Consider the following 26,284-nt stretch of genomic DNA (forward strand, 5'->3'; position numbering starts at 1 on the left):
CTAATATTGCTCAACAGGTTAAATAATTTATTAACATGCATTTAATACTTTAATAACTTAACCAGGAACCGTGAATGAACCTATTATACAATGAACGCCCCGATATTGGGGCGTTCATTGTTATTATATATCCGGATTAAGTATCCGGTTATTTATTAACCTGTTTTACGTATTGCTCAATAGCCATCGTCATGGAAGGGGCGCCTGGGGTTGGAGCGGGGATATCCATTATAAGGCCCGCTTCCAAAACAGCCTTATGGGTAGTTGCGCCAAAAGCTGCTATCCTGGTATTGTTTTGTTTAAAATCGGGGAAGTTTTTATAAAGCGATTGGATGCTTGAAGGACTGAAAAAAGCAATAACATCATAAAATACTTCTGCCAGATCTGAAAGATCGCTGCAAACAGTGCGAAAAAGCACAGCAGGAGTAAAATTATAGCCGTTTTCCAGCAAAAATTTTTGCGTTTCTTCTGCCGCAACGTCTGAACAAGGATAAAGAAACTTTTCGCCCGAATGCTTTTTTAATACTTCGGCAAGGTCAGATGCGGTTTGTTTGCCAAAAAAGATCTTTCGTTTACGGTACTGAATGTATTTTTGAAGATACAGGGCAATAGTTTCGGATAAGCAGAAATATTTCATTTCAACCGGGACCTCAAAACGCATCTCTTCACAGATCCTGAAAAAATGATCAGCAGAGTTCCGGCTGGTGAAAATTACTGCGCTAAAATCAGCCAGGGTGATTTTTTCCTTACGAAAATCTTTAGCCGGCACGCCTTCAACATGAATAAATGATCTGAAATCAATTTTCAAATTGAGCTTCTTAGCTAGCTCGGCATAAGGGTTCTTATCGTTTTCTGGCTTAGGCAAAGTAACTAAAATGCTTTTAACCTTTTTCTTTCTCTCTTCCAAATTCAAATCGTGTAACAACCTTAATTTATCTATTAAGTGCTTTAATTAAAATTAAAACGGGGCAAATTTCGAGGGCACAAAGATAGATAAATAAATAAAATTTATGAAATCGAATGTTAGAAATGATATTTACACTGTTGCGCAGGTATTGCCATGCAAATATTATAGCTATTAACACCACTGTAAAAATCAATAACCCGGGTATAAACCTGCTTGAAATTAAACTAAAGCAGATTGCGATAAATAAAAGAACAAAAGCTACATTAAAATAAGTAAGGTTTAATATAGCTATATATTCGCTAACTACCCTGTTTATATCAAAAACAAAACCGATAAATTTCAATACAAAAAATTTAAGGGCAAAAAGTAAGCTTATTGATACGGAAAGAAAAACAAACCGCCGGAAACCGCTAAAAGGCAAAGTTATTTTATAATAAATGGTAAGCTGGTATAAAACAAGGCCAAAAGTTAAGCTGAACAATACAAACAAACCTATAAATGCCCATGAATTGATCATGCCGCCCTCTTTATCCAATTGCGTATGTTTACTGTAAAATGATTGTATAATCAATTTTAGATCCTTGCCTAAAAAAACATTAAGCAGTGCAGTATATATCAGCAAACAAATAATAATTGCAATAAGCCATGGATTACGATAGATGCGTACCTCGCCAGTGCGCAGCTGGATATTAGTTTTTAACGGAATATTTAAAAATGAATTAATATCAGCAAATGGATTTTTGTTTAACGTCTTCAAAAACTGATTTTCGCGCAATGAATCGGGCTTTAGCCAGAGCATGGCTAATGAATCGGCAACAAACTGTTCGCGTTTTTCTTTGGCCATAGCGGCAGTATCAGGCACCGGAACAGAAACTATGCGTGTTGGTGCTGCTGTTAAATTACTATCTTTTTTTGCAGGTACTGTATCTGGCTGGGCGCCAGCCACCATGCAACAAATTATTATTAACAAAAAACAAAAAACACTAAACTTCATTTTATATATAACGCATGCCTTATAATGCCACAAAATTACCTTAATAATTGATTGTTTTATAACAGCGTAATCAATTTAGTGTTAAATTAATTACTAAGCGAATGTTTTTGCCTCGCCTAAACCCTCTCCAAGGAAAGGCCTTAGAAACAACTGCTATTTAAGAAGCTCTTTCTTTGAAGTCAGGATGAGGAAAAACAATTAACTTATACTTGTATATGAACACCAATCCAATAAACTTAGCTATTAGGTTTTTATTAGAAATAGCCATGCTTATTACATTTGGCTACTGGGGCTGGCATATAACCAGGGGCTGGATGCAATATACAGCGGCATTGGCCCTTCCGGTAATAGCAGCCGTTTTGTGGGGCGTGTTTCGCATACAAAACGACCCTAAGCCGGCACCTGTTGAAGTTCCCGGTCTTGTAAGATTACTATTGGAATGGGCGCTATTTGGCGGTGCTGTTTTAGCCCTGTTTAGTTTAGGGTATTTTACACTAAGCCTGGCAATGGCCATAATTGTAAAGCTGCACTATATTATATCATATGATCGTACCTGGGCGATGTTGCGGAATAAGCCCTACCGGGGTTTTATCAATAATTAATATCCAAAATCAATGCACACTGTATATTTTATTACCCATTTAAACTACACTTTATAGATTTTTTTACCCCATTTGCGATTTCTTTATTTGCTCGCTTTTTAAAAGGCACCCCATTTTAAAATAAAGAAAGTGACGAAAATTTACTGAAATTATGATGAATTTCAATACACAAGTCTACTAAAACAACTTATAGTTGTATAATGCTTGTAAAAAAAAATCGTCTATAAGCTTCAAACCGGTTAAAATAAAATATTGGTAAGATTTTTGTTAATATTATTTAGTTATAATTTATTATTATTACTAAAAATTAAATTCTGCGACATGAGTGCTTTATTTGTTAACGATAATCATTTTGAAGATAATGATGATATAGCTTATAAAAATGCTGAGGTCGCTCATAAAAATGCCGGTTTAAATTATGGAAGCGTTTTAGAAAAAGCTGTCAGAAAAGATTGTATGGGCATCAGTGAGATTGCCCGTAAACTACAGGTAAGCCGCCGTACCTTATACAATTGGTTTGAATCAGAAAACCTTGATCTTGAAGTTTTTTATAAAGTCGGGCTGGTTACCGGTCATGATTTTTCTAAAGAAATTCCAGGTTTCGAGGAGGAAAAAAAACGCTTTGCCGGTAATTTCCCAAAAGAACTTTCAGCTTTAGATGACAATGCCAATACAGTATATTATTGGATGGAAAGATATATTCATTTACTTGAAAAATACAATTCGATTTTAAGAGAACTTAATCTTGAAAATGGAGAGTAATGCCTGTTTTGCATTTAATTCATTTATCCCGATAGTCACCAGGTGTATTTCAACAATCATTTTTCTTAGTGGCAAGCTTCTCTTAAGTCGTTCTCTCTTTTATTTATTACGGATCATTTAATGATTTAGTATTTTCTTATCAGTCTCAATAAACCAGCATTTGCATCCGCGTAATCTATATCACATTAATCTGTAAAAACCGATTTGCGCTTACCTTGCCATTAGCGGAATTAGCATATAGATATAAGCAGGACACTGTATTTGGCGCTTTTATTTTTTATTTCTAAGGCCGCCATTTGTTACTTTAAATTCAATAAAACACATAGGAGTAACAAAATTAACGAAGCTAATTAAAACGCAGAAATAATTATGTTGCATACTGACAATGAATATTATACTTATTAGTCCGTTGCGATTTATATAAATTTAAGCTCTCATAAAAGCATGGCCGGAACAGAATATTTAATTGATTTACAAATACTTAAAACTTAAAAGTAACAAATAAGCAACAATGCGGAATGAAAAATATCAACTAAAAAACAGTTGGTTTATAGGGCATGCAAGAGGCCATCCTTTCGGCTCCAATATTCTCCACCGTAAATCAAATGCTTAAACCAATAAGTTTAAATACATTAAAATGTGTTTTTCTGTGTTTTTAAAAAGAAAGGTTTGTCGCGTATTTTTGAGAGTCAGAGGCAATTTATAAATTACGCAAATGACAAGACGACATTTAATAACTTTAATTTATTTTTTTCCGACACTTTTGTTTGCCCAGAAGCAAGGAAAACTGACCGCAAGTCAAATTGTAGATTCTTCATTAGTTTTTTGCGGTGGTGAACTCCGAATATCAAAAATAAATTCGGTCCAAATTAATTACTTACTTATCCAACCAGACCAGTCAACAGCAATAATTGATGATAAATTAAAAACTGGAGAAAAATATGTTCAGTGTATTTTATCAAAAACTCATTTTCCGCAGACCACGTTCTTCAATGGAGATAAAATTAGCAGGGTTGACGGAAACTCGGTCATTCATGTTACTGACATTCAATCAAAAGAAGAAGTAAAACTTAAAACATACGGTCAAGTTCAATATGGTTACAAAAAACTTAACTATCAATTGTCCCGACTTCCTGACCAAAAATTTAAAAACTTTGACTGTTTTGTAGTTAATGCCAAAGCGAACAATGGTTATACGACCATGAACTTTTTTGACAAAACAAATTATAGACTATTAATGGTAGCTTACCCCAATGGCAACAAATCAGCCATGATAGAATACATTTTTAAAGATCGCGTTCTTTTTAATTCCCACATCGTAAACACATTCGCTAATTCCAAGGACTTACAAATATTAGAACTGCGAACAATTGATTTAAACGCGAACATTTCCAACACATGGTTTAATTGTCCGTATTCGGACAAAGTATATGTTCCTGAATATATTAAAACCGGGCAATTCGCCTCTACAAATGGGGAAGCAACAACATTTAACAGGACTAAAAGTTCAATGGACTATACTGACAACAAAGGAAATGTAGATTTAAGGCGATTCTTAACATGGGGTATTGTTTCGCCAGACACTTTCGGTCTAATCGATGAACAAGCATTGAAAAATAATGATAAATCTTCATCATCACAGATATTAGTTAGAGTTGTTTCTTGGGACAAACACGGATATGTTTGTCAATGGATTACCGACAAGTATGCAGATACTCAGGATTATAAATTAATTAAGTAAATAGGAGACCTGTCCCTAACAAGGATAGTTTAACTTTGCATTTTATTAATCCCCAATGGCTGGCATATATATCCATATTCCATTTTGTAAACAGGCGTGTCATTACTGCGATTTTCATTTCAGCACCTCTTTAAAATATAAGAACGAGCTTTTGCAGGCATTGATTAAAGAAATTAACCTGCAAAAAGCTTATTTGGGCAACGATACCATTGAAACCATTTACTTTGGCGGTGGCACCCCATCAATATTAAGTGCTGATGAATTAAACCTGCTTATTGGTACAATTACCGGTTTACATACTGTAGCTGCAGATGCTGAAATTACTATTGAGGCCAACCCGGATGACCTGGATAAAGCCAAACTGCAGGCGCTTCGCCAAACAGATATAAACAGGTTCAGCATAGGGATCCAGTCGTTTTTTGATGATGATTTGGAGTGGATGAACCGGGTACACCGTGCCGCCGAAGCTGAAGCATCTGTAAAAAGGGCGCAGGACCTTGGGTTTGAAAACATAACCGTCGACCTTATTTATGGTTATCCATTATTAACTTATGTAAAGTGGAAGCACAATCTCAATAAGATATTTGAACTGAATATTCCTCATGTATCGTCCTATTCTATGACAGTTGAGCCCCAAACCGCGCTGGCATCATTCATCAAAAAGAAAAAACAGGGTGCAATGGATGAACAGCAAAGCGCCGAGCAGTTTATATTGTTAATGGACGCCATGCAGAACCATGGTTTTGAACATTATGAGATCTCCAATTTTTGCAAGCCGGGGCATTATTCCAGGCATAACTCCAATTACTGGAAAGGCGTAAAATACTTGGGAATTGGGCCCTCTGCCCATTCTTACAATGGCGAGGCCCGGCAGTGGAACATAGCTAACAATGCTAAATACATACAAGCTTTGGAAAAAGCAGAAATACCTGCCGAAATGGAATTACTTACAGAAACTGACCGTTTAAACGAATATATTATGACCTCACTGCGCACTATGTGGGGCCTCGATCTCAACAAGCTAAACAGTATTGTAAAAGGGGCCGAAGGACAGTTAAAAAAGGCAGCGCAACGTTACTTTGAAAATCGTTGGATAGAACAGAAAGATAATGTAATTTATCTTACCTCAATAGGGAAGCTATATGCGGATAATATAGCTTCGGGGCTGTTTTTTTAGTGGCTTAATAAATTTATCCAGTCTGCAACTTAAACATCAATAAACGCTGTTTTACTTTTTGAACCTTGCAGTAAAATCAACTGCCCAAATCACCAGGCAGGAACAAAAGATAGCAAAAACGATCAATGCAGTATATAGGGTGAAAAGAGAAGCTGGCCGTAAGGGATAAAAAGACCGCTGCTGCCCAGTCACCTTCGTAGTTTTGTAATTTTAACAATTTGTTAATACAGATCGTCATATTATTTCGTTATTTTGTTAACTTTCCGATAAATAAGTTTTTGTTTTAGCTTATATTAATAGGGAATCAAAACAAAATATGAGCTTTATTCTTCGCCCGATAGATACTGTAGAAACTATTAGTCCCGCAGATTTTACAGCCAACTACTTAAAGCCGCGCCGCCCGTTGGTTATCAAGGGATTAACCAACAACTGGTCCGCACGTGAAAAGTGGACGCCCGAATATTTAAAAAGTGTTGTTGGCAGCAAAATAGTTCCGCTTTATGATAATTCTAAAGCCGATCCTTCAAAACCGATCAATTCATCAGCAGCAGAAATGCCGTTTGATAAATATATCGACCTTATAATGTCAGAACCTACTGAGCTTAGGATCTTTTTCTTTAACATTTTTAAGCAGGCGCCGCAATTACTGGATGATATTGTCTTTCCGAAAGAACTGATGGGCGGCTTTTTAGAAAGCATGCCTTCTATGTTTTTTGGAGGATCAAACTCGGTTACGTTTTTGCATTACGATATTGATTTGCCCCACATATTTCATACCCATTTTGGCGGTAAAAAACATGTGATATTGTTCGAGAATAAATGGAAGCGCCGCTTATACTGTATCCCTAATGCAACCTACGCACTGGAGGATTATGATGTATTAAATCCTGACATTAAAAGATTCCCTGCTCTTGACGGTGTGGAAGGCATTGAAGTGTTTTTAGAACATGGCGACACTCTGTTTATGCCTACCGGCTACTGGCACTGGATGAAGTACCTTGAAGGTGGCTATTCTTTAAGTCTGCGCGCCTGGGATGCATCCATAAGCCGTAAAGCAGCAAGCATATATAACCTGGCCATAAAGGGTGGTTTAGACAGTGTTTTAAAGATGGCCTTTAAAGCCAATTATGCGCAATACCGCGAAAAACTGGCAGTAAAATGGGCTGAGCGGGAACTGGCTGCGGGAAAACCGTATTAGGAGAGAGATTATCGCCTCTCTGCGGTTCAACTGTTTTTGATCTTCTCAACCCTTTAAAATTCCGCGTCGATGTGTATATTCAATTGGTTGCTAAAAATTATTAGTTAAATTTGCCTTATGAAAACAAGCTTAAAAACTGCATTATTCCTTATCGTATTTGGGTTGATGGTTGTAAGCACCATACCTGTTAAAGCACAATGTGCCCAGTGCGCCGCTACTGTTGAAACCAATACCAAAAATGGTGGTAACGCTGCAAGAGGTTTAAATAAAGGTATTATATTTTTATTAGGCGCTCCTTACCTGGCTGTTGCTGCTGTAGGATTGATCTGGTATAAAAAATATCGCCGTAAAAACGTTGATATGAACATGCGCGATGAAAAGCTGCATCTAAATTAAGAAAGCTTACAGTTAATGGTTCATAGTTCATAGCAGGAGTTTATTAATCCTTTCTGTTACAACTATCAACCATGGCCTTTTCCTACCATGAACCATCAACTATGAACTATGAACAACTGCTATGACGCAAACACCAAAATCATGGGCAATGCTGCATACCAAATGCCCGCGTTGCAGGCGTGGTGATATGTTTAGCGGTGGCCTGTATAATTTTGGCTCAAATAAAATTTACGACCATTGTCCGCACTGCAATTTGCATTTTGAAATAGAACCGGGATATTTTTACGCAGCTATGTATGTAAGCTATGCTTTAAATGTAATGGAAGCTTTTGGCATAGTGGCAATTACCTGGGCCGTTACTCAAAATGCTGATTCGCCCTGGCTTTATACGGGCGTAATATTGTTGGGATGTTTGCTGCTTTCGCCAATAAATTTCAGATATTCCCGCGTTTTACTTTTATATTGGCTATCCCCTAAAATAAATTATCAGCCACATTTAGATACCGATGATACAACGCCATACCTTTGATTTTTTAAAAGATCTGGTTGAAAATAATAACCGCGAATGGTTCAATGCTAACAAGGATCGCTACGAGGCTGCCCGGGAAAACGTAATTGACTTTACTACCGGCCTTATAAAGCTGATGCATAAAATTGATCCCGGAATTGATGCAGGGCTCGACAGTAAAAAATGCGTGATGCGCATTTACCGCGACATCCGCTTCAGCAAAAACAAAACACCTTATAAAAATAACTTTGGCGTTAGCATACCTACCAGGGGCCTTAAGCTTGGCGGCGCCGAATACTACCTTCATATTACGCCCGATAAATCATTTATTGCCGGCGGCTATTGGATGCCCGAGGCGGGTCATTTAAAATCAATAAGGCAGGAGATTGACTATAACGGGCACGACCTTAAAAAAATAATTGATGATACAGGATTTATTGAGTTATTTGGCGACTTCAGGAAGCAGGATCAGTTAAAAAGCGTTCCGAGAGATTATGGCGCTGATAATGAAAATATTGAGTTATTAAAACTTAAAAGCTTTATAGCACAACGCTCCCTTAAAAACGAGGAACTGCTAAAAGAAAACGCCGCCGAAACCGTGGCCGCAATATGCAGCAGGATCTATCCGTTAAATGCTTTTTTAAACAGTGCCATTGCTTAACTTATTTTATATACTATAATGAAGACCAGATACATTTTATTTGCAGCCCTATTTTGTTTTGTATTACATTCCTGTGTGGTTATGTCGCCTAAAAAGTATAAGGCATTGGTAGCCGAACGCGATTCACTTTCAATGCGCACAAATTCGCTGTTTGATACGGTAGCCATGCTTCGTGCCGATACCATGCGCCTGCACCGTGAAATAAGGGAAGCCCACGGCACTTATGATGCACTTAAGGGCAACTATAATAGCCTGAATGATAAATACGGCGCACTCAACAATAACTTTAATGCAAGCTCATCAAAAGTAAACGAGCTATCATCTGATCTGAAAAAGAGGGAGGCCCGCTTAAAAGAAGTAGAGGATGCACTGCGTAAACGCGATGAAGCCACAAACGCCTTAAAAGATAAATTACAAAAAGCCCTGCTTGGTTTTCAGCAAAACGGTTTATCTGTTGATATCAGGAACGGAAAAGTTTATGTTTCATTAACTGATAAATTGCTGTTCCCGTCAGGCAGTATTATTATTGATGCCCGTGGTAAACAAGCCCTGGGACAATTAGCCACGGTGCTTAATAAAGAAATGGATATTAACATTGCAGTTGAAGGGCATACGGATGATAAAAAGGTAATTAACCTGGGCCAGATAAAAGATAACTGGGACTTGAGCGTATTGCGGTCGACCTCCGTATGCCGTTACCTTACTGAAGTTGAAAAAATAGATCCGAAAAGACTTACTGCAACCGGCAAAAGCCAATATCAGCCTATTGACGCTGGTATTACAGCAGATGCGCTTTCCAAAAACCGCAGGATCGAGATCATCCTTAGCCCTAAGCTGGATGAGTTGTATAATTTGATAAAACAGTAATACGATTGAAGGATTTAAAGGATGACCATGATTGAAGTAATCATGGTCATCCCCTAAATCCCAAAATCATAAAAAAAATAAATTAGAAAGGGCTAATAAAAGAGTCGAAGGTTGGAAGTACCTCATCTTTGGGCGATAATAAAATTTCGCTGGATGGCAGGCCCCAGTCAATGCCTAAAGCTGGATCATTCCAGAGCACGCCGATCTCTGAGGCTTTATCATAATAGTTATTTACCTTGTAGGTAAAAATGGTATTGTTTTCTAAAACGGCAAAGCCATGTAAAAAGCCGGCAGGCACCCAAAATTGCAAATTATTGTCGCCGCTTAGCTCAATCGAAAAATGCTTTCCATAGGTTGGTGAGTTCTTACGGATATCAACAGCAATATCCAAAACCCGGCCGGTTATAACCCGTACCAGTTTGCCCTGTGCAAACGGGTCAGCTTGGCCATGAAGGCCCCTAACCGCACCTTTGTGTGAAAAGGATTGATTATCCTGCACAAAATCAACCGCTATACCCGCTTCAGTTAACTTTGCTTTACTATAGCTTTCGTAAAAGTATCCCCTGTCATCCTTAAAAATGCGTGGTTCAATTATTAGCAAGCCCTCAATGTTAGTTTTTGTTACTTTCATTTTAGTCTACAGTTTTCATAAGGGTATTGAAGATCACAAACTGATTCTCAAATTCCTGGTTGTGGATTGCCTGTAGCTGATGCAGGTGCATATTATAGAACCGGTTAAAGTTTTCAATATTTTCTGCATAATATTGAACACAATAGGTTATGCCCTCGTTTGGCGAATCAATAACATTCAGCACCTGGTACGATTTAAAGTAGCCGGTTGCCATTACTGCGGGAATATGGACTTCCTTTACCCATTTAAGCCATTTCTCGTGGATAGCTTCATCCACAATTACGGTATCGTTAAATATAATCATTGGCGCAAAGGTAAGGTTTTGGGTTGAATTGTTGATTGAGTTGATTAGGTTAGATTAAGTTGATTGGTTTAATTTGGTTAAATATTACAAAACTTAGTCAACCTCTCACTTAATCAACTCAATCAACTTGCAGCTTCATTCTTATCTCCCCTTAGCAATCTGAAACGCCTGCGGGCTTCATTTATGTAAAGGCTGCCGGCATAATCTGTAATTATTTTTTGGTAGTATATCTTGGCTTTTTCTTTATCCTGAAGCTGATTTTCGTAAATATCGCCCAGCATAAAAACAGCATCATCGGCCCAAAGGTCAAAACTATGCTCTTCAGCAATTTTTTTCAATAGCGGTACGGCATCCGCGTAATTTTTTTTCTGGATGAATAAGCGGGCTTTAGCCATTAAAATATCATCGGAAAGTGAATTACCCGGGTATTTTATATCTATGCTGTCAAGTGTAATTAAAGCTTTGTCGGGCTGTTCGGCAAATATCAACAGATCAGCCCGCGCATAAATTTTCAATGCTGCCCCGGTAGAATCAGCCGTTATATTATCAGATATCAGCAACGAAAGGTTCAGTGCATCATTAGCTATCAGTTGCGTTGTTGCCGCTTTTAGTACATCAAGCTGCCCCTTTGCCCAGGTAAAATCGCCGGTATACCAGGCCAGTTTAGCATTTCGATATTTGGCATCCTGGCCTATAGTTGAATTCGGAAAATCCTTCTCAACCTGGCTATACAGCAATGTTGCATCCCAGGGTTGATTATTTAAAAGTGTAACATCGCCAAGGTCAAGCTTACAGCCAGCCAGCAAAGCAGGCTTAATGCCGGGAATTTTAATGGTTTCTTCCAATAGCTTTTGCGCGTCTGTCAGCTTGTGCAGTTTAAACGCCTGCAGGTTAGCCAGCTTTTGCATAGCGAAGGCAGTGTTTGCATTTTTGCCAAACTCGATTAACAGGTTGTTATAATCCTTTTCAAGACTCAAAAGGTCCTCGTTAGTATATTTGCCAGATGTTACCCTTGAATTTTTAGTGTTTATCAGCTCAATTTTTGAGGGAATATATAATTGCTGGTCTTTCCCCTTGCTAACCAAATATTCGTACCCGCGGATCGCTGCATCATATGCCTCATTAGCGGTAAGTGTGCGGCACAGTTCAAAAATATTGCTGCCATCATCATTTTGACGCCTGCTCAGGGCAAGAGCCTGATTCAATGCCTGGTCAAATTGCTTTTGCTGGAGGAATTGCCAGGTAAGCAGCTCAGGATATAAAGTTTGCTGCGGATCTTTCTGGATCCGTTTCAGCAAGGCCGCTTTAAGCAGGTCATAATCCGCCGGCCCCTCAAACAAAGCCGACAATGTATTCTCAGCCTGGGTTATAAAAGGTGGGTTTGATGGCAAAAAGCTTAGGTATTCCTCAACCAATGCCGCCTTATCTCTTTTATAACGATAAAGGTTTATCAGCTCGTAAGAAAATAACTGATCACTCTGCAGCAGCTTGCGGCCTTGCAAAAAGATCTTTATGGCATAATCAACATTGGCATTTTGGTAAAACAGTGAGGCCAGCATTGCTATCTGGCCCTGGTCGGCCGGCAGGTCTTTAATCAGGTCATCGTAAATGGCACTTGCCTTATCGACAGAGCCCTGCTGTGTGTAAGTCGCTCCCAGCATTATATTATATTGATGATCTTCGGGATGCTTACGCATCATTTTTTTAGTGATACTTATAGCATCATCAAACTTTTTTGCCCCAAGCAGGCTATTTACATAAACAGTAAAATAAGCTTCGTTATTTTGTTTATATAACTTTTGATAAATGTCAAGCGCCTTTTGCTGATCGCCATTGGCTGCATACTGTTTGGCCAATAGCAAATCATTATCTTGTGCAAAAAGCGTTGAGCAAGCTATTAATACAAATAAAAAACACAGGCGTAATTGCTTCATTAATCCAAAAATAGTTTTTTAATTTGAAGTTTTTTAATTTGAAGATTTGGTAATTAGTTAATTTGAAAATGAGCATCTTCAAATTATCAAATCAACACATTTTCAAATTAAGTCGCGGTAAAATTGTAGTGACAGTTTGAATTGATAAAGTTTATTGTATAATTTAACCTGATTAATAACAACGAAGTATAAACTAATGTTAAAGCTTTTCAGAACATTACTGTTTATTTATGTAATAACTGCTTTAAGCGCCTGTAAACAAAAGGCGGTGTCTATCCCTGTGATTGATTTTTTTAAAACCCCTGAAAAAGTTTCGTACAGGATCTCGCCCGATGGTAAATATATTTCCTATTTAAAACCGTATAAGGATAAGCAAAACCTCTTTATTCAATCACTTGCTGGCGGAAAAGAACAAATGGCCACAGCATTCACCGATTATTCAATAAGGGGCGATTATTTTTGGACCTACAACAACGAGATTGTTTTTTTCCAGGATATTATCACTGTTGATGAAATAAGGATGTTCGCCCTGGATGTTTCCACTTTAAAGGCGCAAATTATTATTTCACCAAAAAAAGTACGGATTTCCGTTATTGGCCGTGACAAGCATGAGCCGGATGTTGTAACCATTAGGATGAATAAGAGGGATTCTGCAAACTTTGATATCTACAAGTTAAATATCAAAACCAAACAGCTAAACCCATACCTGGTAAATCCTGGTAATATAACGCAATGGTTCCCTGATGCTGATGGCAAGATCCGCCTGGTAAGAGCATCAGACGGCGTTGATGAAACCATACTTTACCGGCCAAATGATAACGCGCCGTTCAAAAGCATTATAGCTAATAACTTTAAAACATCAGTTAAACCAATAGCATTTACAGGCGACGGGAATTGTTTTTTGGCCCTGTCAAATGTCAATCGGGATAAATCGGCCCTGGTTGAAATTAATGCCAAGGATGGTAAAGAGCGAAAAGTTATATTTGCCTCAAACAATGCTGATATCCAGGATTATCAATATTCAAAAAGCAAACATAAAATTGAGCTTGTAACGTGGGATGCGGCAAAACCTCAAAAGCACTTTTTAGACCCGGAAATAAAACACATCTACGATAAATTATCAACAGAACTTAAAGGGAATGAGATTAACATTGCAGACAGGGATAGTGCTGAAAATAAGTTTATTATTACCACTTATACCGACCGCAATCCCGGCTCATATTATCTGTATGAAAAAAACACAGAAAAGCTCACTAAATTAGGTGATATAAACCCAGACCTTAAGCCGGCTGAATTATGCGTTATGCAACCCATATCATTCAAAGCCGGCGACGGAATGACCATTAATGGTTATCTTACCTTGCCACTTGGCTCAAAAACAACTAACCTGCCGTTAGTTGTAATGCCGCACGATGGGCCTTTTAGCCATACCGGCTGGGGCTATAACCCCGAAGTACAGTTTTTAGCTAACCGGGGCTATGCTGTTTTCCAGGTTAATTACCGGGGATCAACAGGTTTTGGAAAAGCTTTTTATAGCGCAGGCTTTAAAGAAGTTGGGGGTAAAATACAGCAGGACATTACCGATGGGGTTAACTGGCTTATTCAAAATAAAATTGCAAACCCTAAAAAGATAGCCATTTTTGGGGGTGGATTTGGCGGTTTTTCGGCTTTATATGGCGTATCATTTCACCCCGGCCTATATAATTGTGCAATAGTACAGCATGGCCTTATTAATTTTTTTACTTACATTAAAGATGCCCCGCCTTTTATGAAGCCCCTGGTACAAATGACATACGAAAGAGTGGGTAACCCCGAAACCGATGCCAGTCAGCTTAGGGCCATATCACCGGTATTCAATATACGTAAGATCAGGGCTCCTTTACTCATCTTCCAGGGAGCCAGGGACGACCGTGCAAACATAAGCGAGCTAAACCAGTTTGTGCGTGAGTTGCAAAAACAAAATGGGAATGATAAGGTTAAATATTTTTTAAAGGCCAGAGAACGTACTTTTTTCAGGAGCCAGGCAAACAGAATGGAGATGTATGCCGAAATTGAAAAATTCCTGGACGAAAATATGCGGATGAAACCTTAACCTGGTTTTTATGAAAAAGCAGGACACAACTTACCGGAAAAATTTTTCACTGATCATCGTTTTCCTGGTCCTTATATCAGTAACCTTTATAATTGCTCTTTTTGTATCCTATGACCTGAATGTTAAATACGTTGAAAATGAGTTTGCATCAAAAAAAATTGATGTTCAGGAGCAAACTATGAAGCCTTATTACAATCTTTTTCAAAACAAAATACCCGAGATAACTTCATACCAGGGATTTCTTGATTCAGCTTCTGCTGCCAGGTATGCCGATTCAGTATTTCACAACTATAATTTTGTAAGGCGTATAGTTTTTTATGATGTACAGATAGGCAATCAAAAAAACAATAATGCTATTACTAAAAATAAATTGGGCATTTCAATAAAAACCATGTACCAGTACCTGCCTCGAAAAGGCAAGGTAACGGGAATAAGGATCTGGAACACTAATGATGAACCTGATTTTGACCAGATGGCTTCAAAATTGAGTAATTATATAGCATTATCAGATACCTCGCACGGATCAACGCAGGATGAAATATTCCATTCATTTTATGACGTTAAGCCCGGTAAAATAAGCTATTCAAATATTTTGCGCCGCGAGGATGTGAAGATCTTGCGCGAATTGAAGAAACATCCAAACTCATCGTCTTTCTCTAAACAGAACATGATGACGTTTTTTCTTGACCCCAACTTACTAAAAGTTAAAAACACACATAAGGAGCTATACCAGGAGGTAACCATACAACCGGTTGTATATGACCCGCCTGATAACCAGGCAGGCAACCTTATAACTGAAGCACCTTTACCCGGCGCCTTTTCTGATTATAAATTATATTTCAAATCGGCACCAGATTATCTTACTGCTGAAATTAATCGCAGGTTTATGCCAATAGGTGCTTTAGTGCTGTTAATTTATTGTTTTTTGGTACTCATAGGATGGCTCATTTATCGTAACTTAAGTATTAATATAAAGCTGTTTAAACTGCAATATGATTTTATAAATAACTTTACCCACGAGTTTAAAACACCGGTAAGCGTTATTAAAATTGCAGGGTCAAACTTAAGCGGCGATAGCGAGTTAAGCGAACGGCAGCGCAAGCAATATGGCCGTATTTTAAATGAAGAAGCTGATAAGCTTAACGAACTGATGAACAAACTTTTATCATTTACACAGCTTGAAAATAAATCCTTCAATATAAAAAAAGAGGAAATTGATGTTGAGCATTTTGTTAAAAGTTACATTGAAACGTTCAGGATAAAATATCCTGATTTTAAAATCAGCTATAAGGTGCATGATGTCGATCCTTTATACACAGATCCGGTACTGTTGGGGAGTATTTTTCAGAACCTGATAGAAAACGCTTACAAATATTCGCACCCTCAAAAAAAGGAACTTTATATAAATGTGAGCCATACGAAGCGCAATATTGTATTTTCTTTCAGAGACCGGGGGATAGGGATCAGGAAGGATGAGTTGAACAATGTATTTAAGAAATTTTACAGAATAGAGAACCAGTATAATCAAAATGGAAGTGTGGGCCTGGGTTTGGCTTTTTGTAAAGAACTGGTTAATTTTATGGATGGAGAAATAATTGTTAACAGCAAGGTAAACGAAGGTTCGGAGTTTATAGTTACCTTACCCTATGAAAATTAAAATATGAATAAAGAAATAAAAATTGCGCTGGTTGAAGATGATGAAAACCTGCGTTTCCTGGTGGCTGAACGCTTACAGAGTGAAGGGTATAAAGTGTTGGAAGCCGCTAACGGCGACGATGCCGAAAAGGTAATTTTGCAGGAACTGCCTGATATTGTTTTACTCGACTGGATGCTGCCCGGCAAGCAGGGATCGGATGTTTGTACAAACATCAGGGAAAGAGGCTTTGATAACCTGGTAATTATGATGACCGCCAAAGGGCAGGATGTCGACAAAATCCAGGCTTATAATTTTGGGGTATCTGATTATATCATCAAACCATTTAATATGGATGTATTGGTGGCCATGATTGATAATAAGATCAAGTTTTCGCTAAACAGCGAGAAATCAGAATCGTACAAGTTTGCCAATATGGAGCATTTACCAAACACGCATTTGCTGATAAGGGATGGCCGCAAAATAGAGCTTACCATTTTAGAAAACCGCATCCTGCTGTATTTCCTGAAAAACAAGAACAAGGTAATTAACCGCGAAGAGCTGATGATGGAAGTTTGGGGATATAATGCTGATGTAAACACACGCACCCTTGATATGCATATTGTCAGGCTCCGTAAAAAGATAGAATCAAACCCGGATTCACCGCAATATTTGCAAACGGTTAGGGGTATTGGGTATAAGTTTGTGTATAACGGGTAGGTAAATAGAATTCATCTTCCTTGTCATTGCCTTTAGATTGGCTTCAACAAAATAGAATAGGTTATTATTATTGTTGAAGCTTTCTTTTTGCTTCTTTTTCTGTGTTAATAACCTTGATTTTTGTTGATAAAGTTAACAACGGTAAGGGTGCATCATTGTCATTGCCAGGCTTAAGGCCTATAGCTCGATTGAATCCCTTACCGTTTGTTTTAAACTGTGACATCAAATAGAAATTAGAGTTTGGAAGGCTCATTAGTAAGGTATTGATGTGGTTTAAAACCGTTAACTGTTTACTTACATAAACAGGACAAAGATATGGAATTTGAATTTTTCATCGGGATCGATGTATCAAAGAATGAACTGGATTTCTCAGTTCAGCAAGGCAAGTGTTTCCTTTTCCACAAGGAAATAATCAATGAACCGGAAGCCATCAAGGCGCTTTTAAAAGAGATCGGTAAGGTAGAGGGCTTTTCTTTAAACAATGCTGTCTTCTGTATGGAGCATACCGGTATTTACAGTAATCACCTGTTATCTTGTTTGTATCAGAAGAAGGCAAACAGTTGTTTGGAATCTGCTACCCAGATCAAAAAATCGCTTGGCAATCTCCGGGGAAAGAATGACAAGGTTGATTCCATGCGGATCGCAGCCTATGCTTATAAAAACCGCGATGAACTTCGTTTATGGGCACCCAGGCGGGAAGAAATCCAGCGACTGGCCCATTTATCATCCACCCGTTCCAGGCTTATAAAAGCAAAGAAGATGCTCAAGACCCCACTTAAAGAATATGGCTCTTTTGTTAAAAAGAAAGCAGCCAGGCAAAATACAGATGTATGTAACAAAGCATTGAATGGCATCGAGGCCAGCCTGGAAAATGTGGAAAAAAGCGATAATGATTATCATTAATACAGACCCGGAACTGAAACGTTTGTTTACTTTAGTTACTTCTGTAGTTGGGATTGGTAAAGTTACAGCCATACAGCTAATAGTGACCACCAACGAGTTTAAAGATATCAATAATGCCAAGTCATATGCCTGCTATGCTGGCCTGGTACCTTACCTTGAAGAGTCCGGGATATTCAAAGGAAAAGGCAGGATCTCCCACATGGCCAATAAAAAAGTAAAGACACTTTTGCATATGGCAGCATTGGTAGCCATTCAATATAATGATGAGCTAAGGCTTTACTACGAACGAAAGGTCAACGTCGAAAAGAAAAACAAAATGAGCGTAATTAACGCGGTCAGGAATAAACTTGTACAGCGCATTTTCTCCTGCGTGAACCAAAATAGAATGTATGAAAAAAATTATCTTATTTTAGTTGCGTAAATCATAGAAATCGAGGTACAAAGCAATCGCATGCTATACAGAGCGATCAGAAAAGTTGCAGAACTGCACAGTTCGCGATTGCTTCGTTCCTCGCAATAACATATTTTATAATTTTTGGTACACTCTGGATATTATAAAATCACTAAAAAAAGCCTTCTCTATAATAACTTTATAACCATTCAGCTCAAACTGCTTATCTATATCAGGCAGTTTTGATGCTTCGATATTACAAAGCATCCTAAAAAATAAAAACATCGATCTCAACAAAATATTCTGCCACCATTTACCGGTTAGCTGAAAATCTGCATTGAGCCATAACCCAACAGGCTTGAGTAAATTGTGAAGATGATTGAACACCTTTTGTGTTGTTTGTTCAGTAAAATTATCAAACAGGAATGGGGTTATTACTAAATCAAATTTTATATCCGGGTTTACATTTTCCACAGCATCGTTAATAAAGATTACCTTATTGCTGCCAATGTTTCTTTTTTTCGATAAAGCCATCATATCAGCAGCAATCTCAACATAAGTTATTTGCAAGCCGGATAGATGGATCTTTGTTAACTCCTCCAGAATCCAGCCCGTTCCCCCTCCTGCTATCAAAACATCAGCACCGGCCGGAACATATTGCAACAGGTATACCTGGGCATTGATCAAAGCGCGCCCATAAACCATGTGCGAAAGCCTGTCATAAAACCATGCTGAATTATTATAGTTAGCGGACATCTGTCTTATTTATGAGCTAATCAGGTAATTATCTAACTTAATCAACCACTCAACTAATCAACTTAATCAACCAATTCTTATCTTTAAACAACCTTTACTCAGCAAATATGAAAGTAATATTTATAAGGATCAGCTTTTATAGCATTTTACTATTAAGCGTTTTTAATTTATCGGCTCAGCAAACAAAGCCTGATGATAAATACAACCGGCAAGAAGTAATGATAACCATGCGCGATGGTGTTAAACTGCATACTGTTATTTTTTCGCCAAAGGGACAAACGGAGAAGTTGCCGTTTTTAATTTTGCGCACACCCTATGGTGTCAACAATTATCAAAGTCCTGAAAAAAGTAGTTACACTAAAGATATGGCTGATGACGGTTACCTCTTTGTTTTCCAGGATATAAGGGGGAGATACCTTTCGGAAGGGAAATATGCGATGATGCGTTTTAGTCGTGATAAAACCGATCCTAAAGCAATAGATGAAAGCAGTGATACTTATGATACCATCGACTGGCTTTTGAAAAATGTACCTGATAACAATGGCAAGGCCGGTATGTACGGGATCTCATACGATGGATGGACAACCATTATAGCAGCAAGCGACCCCCACCCTGCTTTAAAGGCAGTTTCAGAACAGGCCACACCGTCGGATATGTTTATGAATGACGACCTGCATCATAACGGTGCATTCCGTTTAAGCTACGCTTTTGAATATGCCTTTATGGAAGAGATCTCGAAAACAGACTCGCTTTACCAGTTTGGCAATTATGATACATACGACTGGTATTTAAAACTGGGGCCTCTATCAAACATGAACAAAAAATATATCCATGGCAAACTGCCCAGTTGGAACGACTTTACGACTCACCCTAATTATGATGCTTACTGGAAAAAGCAGGCACTTACTTCAAGGCTTGATTATCCGCGCCTGGCTATACAGCATGTAAGTGGCTGGTGGGACCAGGAAGATATGGTGGGGCCGCAGGACGCCTATAAGGCTTTAGAGAAAAGGGATACCAACAATAAGAATTTTATTGTACTTGGCCCGTGGCGGCATGGCGGCTGGGCCGGAGGCGAGGGCAAGAGCCTTGGAAATATTAAGTTTGATGAACCAACTGCTACCTATTTCAGAAAAGAGATCCAGGCTAAATGGTTTGCCTGGTATTTAAAAGATAAAGGCGACGGCAAATTTGCCGAGGCTATCTCCTTCCAAACCGGCTCAAATAAATGGAAAAATTATTCATCATGGCCGCCAAAGGAAGCGGCGACAAAAAATATTTATTTTCACAGTAATGGTAAGCTCTCTTTCAATAAGCCATCGGCTGCAGAAACAAAACCATTTGACAGTTATGTATCCGATCCTTCAAAACCAGTTCCTTACCGCGCCCGGCCGATTGAAGAAACCTATGGCCCCGGCTCACGTTGGTATACCTGGCTTACTGATGATCAGCGCTTTGTTGATGGTCGTCCTGATGTTTTAAGCTGGCAAACCGATACCCTTACGCAGGATGTTACCATAACCGGCAACGTAATTGCAAAACTTTATGCAGCTACATCAGGCAGCGATGCCGACTGGATAGTAAAATTGATAGATGTTTACCCTGAAAATTATAAAAAGGAACCCAAAATGTCGGGGTATCAACTAATGATAGCTGATGATGTATTTCGCGGCAGGTTCAGGAACAGTTTTTCAAAGCCGGAAGCCATTACACCTAATAAAGTAGAAATGTACACAATTGATTTGCACGGAGCTGACCACGTGTTTAAGAAGGGGCATAAAATAATGGTACAGGTACAAAGCACATGGTTCCCGATAATTGACCGGAACCCACAAAAGTATGTACCCAATATTTTTGAGGCGAAAGAAAGCGATTATCAAACAGCAACGCAAAAAGTGTTTCACTCTTTGCAGTTTGCCAGCAGTATTGAATTGCCTGTTGTGGAGTAATTTGAAGTTTCAGTTTTGACAACTTTTAAAAAGTTGTCAAAGCTTTTCTATAAGAAACTCCAACCCCAGCTAAACAACAGCACAAATACATATTGCAGTATCAGCACGCCATCCATATAAAAAAAGTAGTAATACTCATTCTTTTCCCATTTGGATTTAAATATGAGCCATCCGGTTAACACCACAGTAAGGGTTAACGCCAAAAAATCATGAGTAATACCTCTGTTTTTGAAAAGAAGCAACAGAACAACATAGCCGGCCAATAAAACCTGGCAAAAAAGATAGGCGTTTTTCTCGCCCAAAACTGTTGGTACTGTTTTTAGTCCTGATTTGCGGTCATCAAACAGATCGCGGATATCAAAAGGAATGGTAAGCGCGGCAATAAACAAAAAGCGCTTGGCAATAAGTATAGTAGTATCCCTTAGTGATATGGTGGTTAAATGAAAATGCTGCGCCTCCAAAACCGGCAGCAAAACAATGCTCATAGTCCATACCAGGGCTATCATAAATTGTTTTAACCAGGGGATGTGCCTTAGCCCAAACTTGTGGTCGCCGATGGTAAATAACGGGATGCTGTAAAAAAAAGAGATGATCCCCAAAAAGATGAGCAGGATCCTTGACTCCATCGACAGTAATACAAACAGCGGAACCAATGAGAGGAGCGATACAATGGTAAAAGTAACCATCAACCTGTAGTGCGAAAAGAACCAGCGTACACGTAAATACGGCGATTTAAGCGGGTCGCCGGTCTTTGTGGCTAATATGCTAAAATTGTAAATGCCCAATGTTGAGGTAAAAAGCAAGCCAAGTACCGGGAACACTGGTTTTGCGCCAATTAAATAAAAAGTTAGCAGGCCTTGCGCAACTGCACATAGCGACATGAAAATATTACTGAAGAGCAGAAAATCAAAAACAGAATATAATGTTTTCTTCATTTTCAATGGTTAGTAGCAGAACTAGGTAGTGTTATGCTTTTTTAAAGCAGGGTCTGTTCCGGTTTTTAATTCAAATATCGTAATCTCCGGCAATATTCCAACACGTCCCCGAAAACCTAAAAAGCCATAACCTACATTTACGTACAATTGCTGCGGCCCCTGGTGATAATGCCCTGCCCATTCGTTATAAATATACTGGATAGGGCTCCATTGAAAATGCTCAGTTCTAACGCCCATTTGCATGCCATGGGTATGCCCCGAAAACATGGCGTCAATTTGCGGATATTGCGGCAATACCTGTGCCCGCCAGTGCGACGGATCGTGCGAGAGCAGTAGTTTTACAGGCAGGTCGTCTGTGTTTTTTACGGCAAGGTCCATTCGGCCATACTTTGGAAAACGGCTCAGCTCACCCCAGTTTTCAATACCGAGAATGCCAATTTCCTCGCCATCAACTTTTAAGCGGCGGTTTTCGTTCATCAACAAATCCCAGCCCATTGTTTTGTGAATTCCTATTAATTCATCCAGATTTTTACGCCTGGCTTCGGCATTTGGCCACCAGGCATAATCGCCATAATCATGGTTGCCCAAGCATGAGTAAACTCCAAGCGGCGCCTTTACTTTGCTAAAAATATCCTGGTAATCCTTTACCTCATCACTAATGGAGTTTACCAGGTCGCCGGTAAAAAATATAAAATCAGCTTTTTCCCTCATTAACATTTCAACTCCGCCACGCACTGCTTTTTTATTGAAAAAACTACCTGAATGGATATCCGAGATCTGCCCCAGTTTAATACCGTCAAATGCTTTTGGCAAATTTGGGAGATATAGCTTACGGCGTATTACATGATAATCATACAGCCCGCTTTTCATGTTAAGCTTTAGAGCGGCCAGCGGAATAGCCCCTGCCAGTAAGCCTGCTTTCATCAAAAACTCTGAACGGGGAATAGCTGGCAAAGGTGTATGCGATATGGATATATCTGATTGGGGCGTATGTGATAAGGGCGTATGCGATACGCCCCTACGGAATATACGATTTTTTATAGCCAGGATCAACCTGCGAACATCATCAATCAATAAAAAAGGAATATAGGAGATCTTAAATAAAAACACCACGAAAAAGAGCATAACAAATGCCAGCCTTATCACCAGGCCCATCTTCACAAAAACAACAAATATTAAACCTGTTATCAGTAAAACTGATGCGATCCAGTACCAAATATGGAAAGGTCTTTTTTTCAGGAACAGCCATTTTTTAGAAACGCCTCTTAATCCGCTTAAAACATACAGATCAATTAATAAAAGTGCAGCTACCAGGAAAATTATGTGCAGGGCTTGTCCCTTCATTATACAGGATAAAAATTTACAGGATTAATAACGATCATCATCCAGGTCCAGATCGTCCTCATCGGGCTGCAAATTAAACAAACTATTAAACATATCCGAAAACGCAAAGCCATTATCTAAAAATCCCTTATTCAATTGTGAGAATTCCGATAATCCATGCAAAACAAACTCCATTAGTAACAGGTCCTGGTTTTCGGTTAAACGCGGGTGGAACTTTTTAACCAACGCTTTTAAGCCGGTAACTGAGTTTAAGTTCTTTTTATATTCCTGCTGCGGCAATTCATCAACTAATGATAAGTTATTGCCATCACCAAACCAGTTGATAATTTCGGCATAAGGATTTGGGGCCTTTGCTTTTTTTGATTTTTCAGGATCAGGGAAAAATTGCAGCATTAGGGTTTTGATGGCTTTGCCGATAAGAATATTCGCTACTTTACCCGGGCCTTCCAACTCGCCTTCATAAACCAGCTCTATCTTACCGGTAATTGCAGGGATGACGCCCAAAAAATCAGAAATACGTACAAAAGTGTTTTTTTCGTGATTGATGAGCATTCTTCTTTCGGCATTACTAACCAGGTTTTCAAAAGCTGATATAGTTAAACGTGCCGATACGCCTGATTTTTTGTCGATGTACTCCGAATTGCGGGCTTCGAATGCAATTTGCTCAACCAGGTCTTTAACAAGGCCGTCAGCCTCAACCGCAACGCGTTGATCGTCTGTAAGTGATGCTTCCTGCTGGGTTATTTTGCGGGAGATCTCAACCGAACGCGGATAGTGCGTAAGGATTTGGCTCTCGATCCGATCTTTAAGTGGTGTTACAATAGCGCCACGATTGGTATAATCCTCTGGATTTGCAGTAAATACAAACTGGATATCAAGCGGTAAGCGCAATTTGAAGCCACGGATCTGGATATCCCTTTCCTGCAGAATGTTGAACAACGATACCTGGATGCGTGCCTGCAGATCCGGAAGCTCATTGATAACAAAAATCCCCCTGTGTGCGCGTGGTATTAATCCAAAGTGAATAACCCGCTCATCCGAGTAGGTCAATTTCATGGTGGCTGCCTTGATCGGGTCAACATCGCCAATTAAATCAGCAACGGTAACATCAGGAGTAGCCAGCTTTTCGGTATATCGTTCAGAGCGATGCACCCAGGCAATCGGCGCATTATCGCCTTTGTCCAATATTTCATGATGTCCAAACCATGAGATAGGCGCTAAAGGATCATCATATAATTCTGATCCTTCAATATACGGCATCCATTCATCCAATAAGTTAACCAGCAAACGGGCTATGCGGGTTTTTGCCTGTCCGCGCAAACCCAGCAGCAAAATATTATGGCGTGAAAGTATCGCAGTTTGCAGGTCGGGTATTACCGTGTCCTCAAATCCAACAATTCCTTCAAAACCGCCTTCGCCTTTTTGCAGTTGCTTTATCAGGTTTTCACGTAACTCATCTTTAACCGACCGGCTTTTGTAATCTGTCTTTTTTAACTGGCCGAGGGTTGTTATTTCTTGTTTGTTCATTAGTCATTATTTGAATTTGAAAATTTGGCGATTTGATGATTTGAAAATGAAGATCATTAACATCTTCAAATTTTCAAATTAACTCATCTTCAAATCAACGAACTGTCTTTCTTCTATTTTTAATATAATCTTCAAAAATATATTCACCCAAACCGTTTAACGAGCTGTAAAACGCTTTACCGCCATTTGTTTCGGTAAACTTACGTACAAACTGCTGCAGGTAGGGGTCTTTAGCTATCATGAATGTGGTTATAGGGATCTTAAGCCGTTTGCATTGGGCAGCCATATTAAGGGTTTTATTTACCACTTTTCTATCGAGCCCAATGCTGTTCTTATAATATTTTGTGCCTTCTTTTAAGCAGGTTGGCTTGCCATCGGTAATCATAAAGATCTGCTTGTTATGGGTTTTACGCCTGCGCAGCAAATCAGTAGCCAGTTCCAACCCGGCATAAGTATTGGTATGATAAGGCCCTACCTGTAAATAAGGCAGATCTTTTAAAGTGATAGGCCATGCATCATTACCAAACACTACAATATCCAAAGTATCCTTAGGGTATGTGGTGCGGATCAGTTCTGCCAGTGCCATAGCTACCTTTTTTGCCGGGGTGATCCTGTCCTCCCCATAAAGGATCATGGAGTGCGATATATCAATCATCAGCACGGTAGAAGTAAGGGTTTTATAGTCCATTTCCTCTACTTCCAGGTCGCGCTCGGTCATCATAAAATCGCCGATCCCGTGGTTTACCTGTGCGTTGTGGATGGACTGGGTCATGTTGATCTGATCCAAACTATCGCCAAATTCAAACTCGCGGCGTTCCGCATTCTTTTCATCGCCCTGGCCAGATTGCGGCGAACGGTGATTTCCCTTACCTGATTTTTTGAGCTTACCAAAGATCTCTTCCAGCGCTGATTCACGAATGCTTTGCTCGGTCTTTGCAGTGATCCTAAACTCGCCGTTTTGCTCTTCCTCGGTCAGGTAGCCTCTTTGTTTCAGGTCATCAATGAAATTACCCATACCATATTCATCATTGGTAAGGTTATATTGTTTATCAAGCTCATTCATCCAGGCCAAAGCTTCGCCTGCATCGCCTGCCGTATAGTTAAGCAATTCCAAAAACAACTTTAGTAATTCCTCAAATCCGCCTTTTTGGATCTGATTGGGTTTAAACTTCGAAAATTCGAATCCGCGCATACAATACCCTTTCTGATATAAAATAACGGATTATTTTTCTTAAAAGTTTTAGAAAGGTGGTTTTAGATAGAATTGTTATGAGAATATGACAAACGTGGTGAGTTGGCAGTTATGAGTAGGCAGTTGGTAGTGTAATAAATTTGCAAGTCGCAGAGGCGTA

The 26,284-nt window shown here is 39.0% G+C and carries 26 protein-coding genes; 15 read left to right on the plus strand and 11 right to left on the minus strand.

The window, feature by feature from the left end; genetic code table 11:
* Positions 1-148: 148 nt before the first annotated feature.
* Together JWQ54_RS20970 and JWQ54_RS20975 are read right to left on the minus strand one after the other, a co-directional pair.
* Positions 149-913 carry a uroporphyrinogen-III synthase gene (locus tag JWQ54_RS20970; RefSeq protein ID WP_299588918.1) on the minus strand — a complete coding sequence of 255 codons (765 nt, stop codon included), beginning with the start codon at positions 911-913 and terminating at the stop codon, positions 149-151.
* Positions 914-932: 19 nt separating this feature from the next.
* Positions 933-1,856 carry a DUF4271 domain-containing protein gene (locus tag JWQ54_RS20975; protein WP_299588920.1) on the minus strand — a complete coding sequence of 308 codons (924 nt, stop codon included), beginning with the start codon at positions 1,854-1,856 and terminating at the stop codon, positions 933-935.
* 260 nt (positions 1,857-2,116) lie between these two features.
* Here JWQ54_RS20975 and JWQ54_RS20980 point away from each other — a divergent pair, with 260 nt between their 5' ends.
* From JWQ54_RS20980 to JWQ54_RS21020, 9 genes are all read left to right on the plus strand, one after another.
* On the plus strand, positions 2,117-2,503 hold the full coding sequence (locus tag JWQ54_RS20980) for a YrdB family protein (protein ID WP_299588922.1): 387 nt from the start codon (positions 2,117-2,119) through the stop codon (positions 2,501-2,503).
* Between the two features lie 321 nt (positions 2,504-2,824).
* Complete coding sequence (locus tag JWQ54_RS20985; RefSeq protein WP_299588924.1) at positions 2,825-3,265, plus strand: helix-turn-helix domain-containing protein; 441 nt, start codon at positions 2,825-2,827, stop codon at positions 3,263-3,265.
* A 715-nt stretch (positions 3,266-3,980) separates the two neighbouring features.
* Positions 3,981-5,006: a hypothetical protein gene (locus JWQ54_RS20990; RefSeq protein ID WP_299588927.1), complete on the plus strand. Its 1,026-nt coding sequence runs from the start codon at positions 3,981-3,983 to the stop codon at positions 5,004-5,006.
* Positions 5,007-5,061: 55 nt separating this feature from the next.
* Positions 5,062-6,183 carry a radical SAM family heme chaperone HemW gene (gene hemW, locus JWQ54_RS20995; protein WP_299588930.1) on the plus strand — a complete coding sequence of 374 codons (1,122 nt, stop codon included), beginning with the start codon at positions 5,062-5,064 and terminating at the stop codon, positions 6,181-6,183.
* A gap of 316 nt (positions 6,184-6,499) precedes the next feature.
* Entirely contained in the window at positions 6,500-7,381 is an 882-nt protein-coding gene (locus JWQ54_RS21000) for a cupin-like domain-containing protein (protein ID WP_299588933.1), read from the plus strand.
* Between the two features lie 117 nt (positions 7,382-7,498).
* Complete coding sequence (locus JWQ54_RS21005; RefSeq protein WP_299588935.1) at positions 7,499-7,777, plus strand: hypothetical protein; 279 nt, start codon at positions 7,499-7,501, stop codon at positions 7,775-7,777.
* Positions 7,778-7,898: 121 nt separating this feature from the next.
* Positions 7,899-8,306 carry a DUF983 domain-containing protein gene (locus JWQ54_RS21010; RefSeq protein ID WP_299588937.1) on the plus strand — a complete coding sequence of 136 codons (408 nt, stop codon included), beginning with the start codon at positions 7,899-7,901 and terminating at the stop codon, positions 8,304-8,306.
* Positions 8,284-8,946 (plus strand): DUF2461 domain-containing protein, encoded by a 663-nt coding sequence (locus JWQ54_RS21015; RefSeq protein ID WP_299588939.1) that lies wholly within the window; start codon positions 8,284-8,286, stop codon positions 8,944-8,946. The genes JWQ54_RS21010 and JWQ54_RS21015 overlap by 23 nt, the downstream gene beginning before the upstream one ends.
* Before the next feature lie 18 nt (positions 8,947-8,964).
* A complete protein-coding gene (locus tag JWQ54_RS21020) occupies positions 8,965-9,813 on the plus strand; it encodes an OmpA family protein (protein WP_299588942.1) in 849 nt (282 codons plus the stop codon).
* Between the two features lie 82 nt (positions 9,814-9,895).
* Here JWQ54_RS21020 and rfbC read toward each other — a convergent pair whose 3' ends face one another.
* The 3 genes from rfbC to JWQ54_RS21035 all read right to left on the minus strand — a co-directional run bounded on the left by rfbC (position 9,896) and on the right by JWQ54_RS21035 (position 12,682).
* Entirely contained in the window at positions 9,896-10,444 is a 549-nt protein-coding gene (gene rfbC / locus JWQ54_RS21025) for a dTDP-4-dehydrorhamnose 3,5-epimerase (RefSeq protein ID WP_299588945.1), read from the minus strand.
* Between the two features lies 1 nt (position 10,445).
* Positions 10,446-10,748, minus strand: a complete 303-nt coding sequence (locus tag JWQ54_RS21030) for a DUF4286 family protein (protein WP_299588948.1) — start codon at positions 10,746-10,748, stop codon at positions 10,446-10,448.
* A gap of 122 nt (positions 10,749-10,870) precedes the next feature.
* On the minus strand, positions 10,871-12,682 hold the full coding sequence (locus JWQ54_RS21035) for a tetratricopeptide repeat protein (RefSeq protein WP_299588951.1): 1,812 nt from the start codon (positions 12,680-12,682) through the stop codon (positions 10,871-10,873).
* 196 nt (positions 12,683-12,878) lie between these two features.
* Here JWQ54_RS21035 and JWQ54_RS21040 point away from each other — a divergent pair, with 196 nt between their 5' ends.
* Genes JWQ54_RS21040 through JWQ54_RS21050 form a run of 3 tightly spaced genes read left to right on the plus strand, consistent with a single transcriptional unit; the run spans position 12,879 to position 17,127 of the window.
* The gene (locus JWQ54_RS21040) at positions 12,879-14,774 is read left to right on the plus strand and encodes a prolyl oligopeptidase family serine peptidase (RefSeq protein ID WP_299588954.1); all 1,896 of its coding nucleotides are present in this window, start codon (positions 12,879-12,881) and stop codon (positions 14,772-14,774) included.
* A 10-nt stretch (positions 14,775-14,784) separates the two neighbouring features.
* Complete coding sequence (locus tag JWQ54_RS21045; RefSeq protein WP_299588956.1) at positions 14,785-16,431, plus strand: sensor histidine kinase KdpD; 1,647 nt, start codon at positions 14,785-14,787, stop codon at positions 16,429-16,431.
* A gap of 3 nt (positions 16,432-16,434) precedes the next feature.
* On the plus strand, positions 16,435-17,127 hold the full coding sequence (locus JWQ54_RS21050) for a response regulator transcription factor (protein WP_299588958.1): 693 nt from the start codon (positions 16,435-16,437) through the stop codon (positions 17,125-17,127).
* Between the two features lie 67 nt (positions 17,128-17,194).
* Here the strand turns inward: JWQ54_RS21050 and JWQ54_RS21055 are convergent, their stop codons facing one another.
* Positions 17,195-17,380 carry a hypothetical protein gene (locus JWQ54_RS21055; protein WP_299588961.1) on the minus strand — a complete coding sequence of 62 codons (186 nt, stop codon included), beginning with the start codon at positions 17,378-17,380 and terminating at the stop codon, positions 17,195-17,197.
* 62 nt (positions 17,381-17,442) lie between these two features.
* Between JWQ54_RS21055 and JWQ54_RS21060 the strand changes: the two genes are divergently transcribed.
* Both JWQ54_RS21060 and JWQ54_RS21065 read left to right on the plus strand, forming a co-directional pair.
* Positions 17,443-18,030, plus strand: coding sequence for a transposase (locus JWQ54_RS21060; protein WP_299588963.1), 588 nt, complete (start codon positions 17,443-17,445; stop codon positions 18,028-18,030).
* Entirely contained in the window at positions 18,017-18,451 is a 435-nt protein-coding gene (locus JWQ54_RS21065) for an IS110 family transposase (RefSeq protein ID WP_299588965.1), read from the plus strand. Before JWQ54_RS21060 ends, JWQ54_RS21065 begins: the two co-directional genes overlap by 14 nt.
* A gap of 105 nt (positions 18,452-18,556) precedes the next feature.
* Here JWQ54_RS21065 and JWQ54_RS21070 read toward each other — a convergent pair whose 3' ends face one another.
* Positions 18,557-19,177 carry a class I SAM-dependent methyltransferase gene (locus JWQ54_RS21070; protein WP_299588968.1) on the minus strand — a complete coding sequence of 207 codons (621 nt, stop codon included), beginning with the start codon at positions 19,175-19,177 and terminating at the stop codon, positions 18,557-18,559.
* 107 nt (positions 19,178-19,284) lie between these two features.
* Between JWQ54_RS21070 and JWQ54_RS21075 the strand changes: the two genes are divergently transcribed.
* Positions 19,285-21,126 (plus strand): CocE/NonD family hydrolase, encoded by a 1,842-nt coding sequence (locus tag JWQ54_RS21075; protein ID WP_299588971.1) that lies wholly within the window; start codon positions 19,285-19,287, stop codon positions 21,124-21,126.
* Between the two features lie 47 nt (positions 21,127-21,173).
* Here JWQ54_RS21075 and JWQ54_RS21080 read toward each other — a convergent pair whose 3' ends face one another.
* The 4 genes from JWQ54_RS21080 to JWQ54_RS21095 all read right to left on the minus strand — a co-directional run bounded on the left by JWQ54_RS21080 (position 21,174) and on the right by JWQ54_RS21095 (position 26,124).
* Positions 21,174-22,061 (minus strand): UbiA family prenyltransferase, encoded by an 888-nt coding sequence (locus JWQ54_RS21080; protein WP_299588973.1) that lies wholly within the window; start codon positions 22,059-22,061, stop codon positions 21,174-21,176.
* A 21-nt stretch (positions 22,062-22,082) separates the two neighbouring features.
* A complete protein-coding gene (locus JWQ54_RS21085; RefSeq protein WP_299588975.1) occupies positions 22,083-23,405 on the minus strand; it encodes a metallophosphoesterase in 1,323 nt (440 codons plus the stop codon).
* 24 nt (positions 23,406-23,429) lie between these two features.
* Positions 23,430-24,932, minus strand: a complete 1,503-nt coding sequence (locus JWQ54_RS21090; protein ID WP_299588977.1) for a sigma 54-interacting transcriptional regulator — start codon at positions 24,930-24,932, stop codon at positions 23,430-23,432.
* Positions 24,933-25,026: 94 nt separating this feature from the next.
* Complete coding sequence (locus tag JWQ54_RS21095; protein ID WP_299588980.1) at positions 25,027-26,124, minus strand: VWA domain-containing protein; 1,098 nt, start codon at positions 26,122-26,124, stop codon at positions 25,027-25,029.
* Between the last annotated feature and the right edge of the window lie 160 nt (positions 26,125-26,284).

This window comes from Mucilaginibacter sp., assembly GCF_028288225.1.
In the GTDB taxonomy this organism is placed as follows: Bacteria; Bacteroidota; Bacteroidia; order Sphingobacteriales; family Sphingobacteriaceae; genus Mucilaginibacter.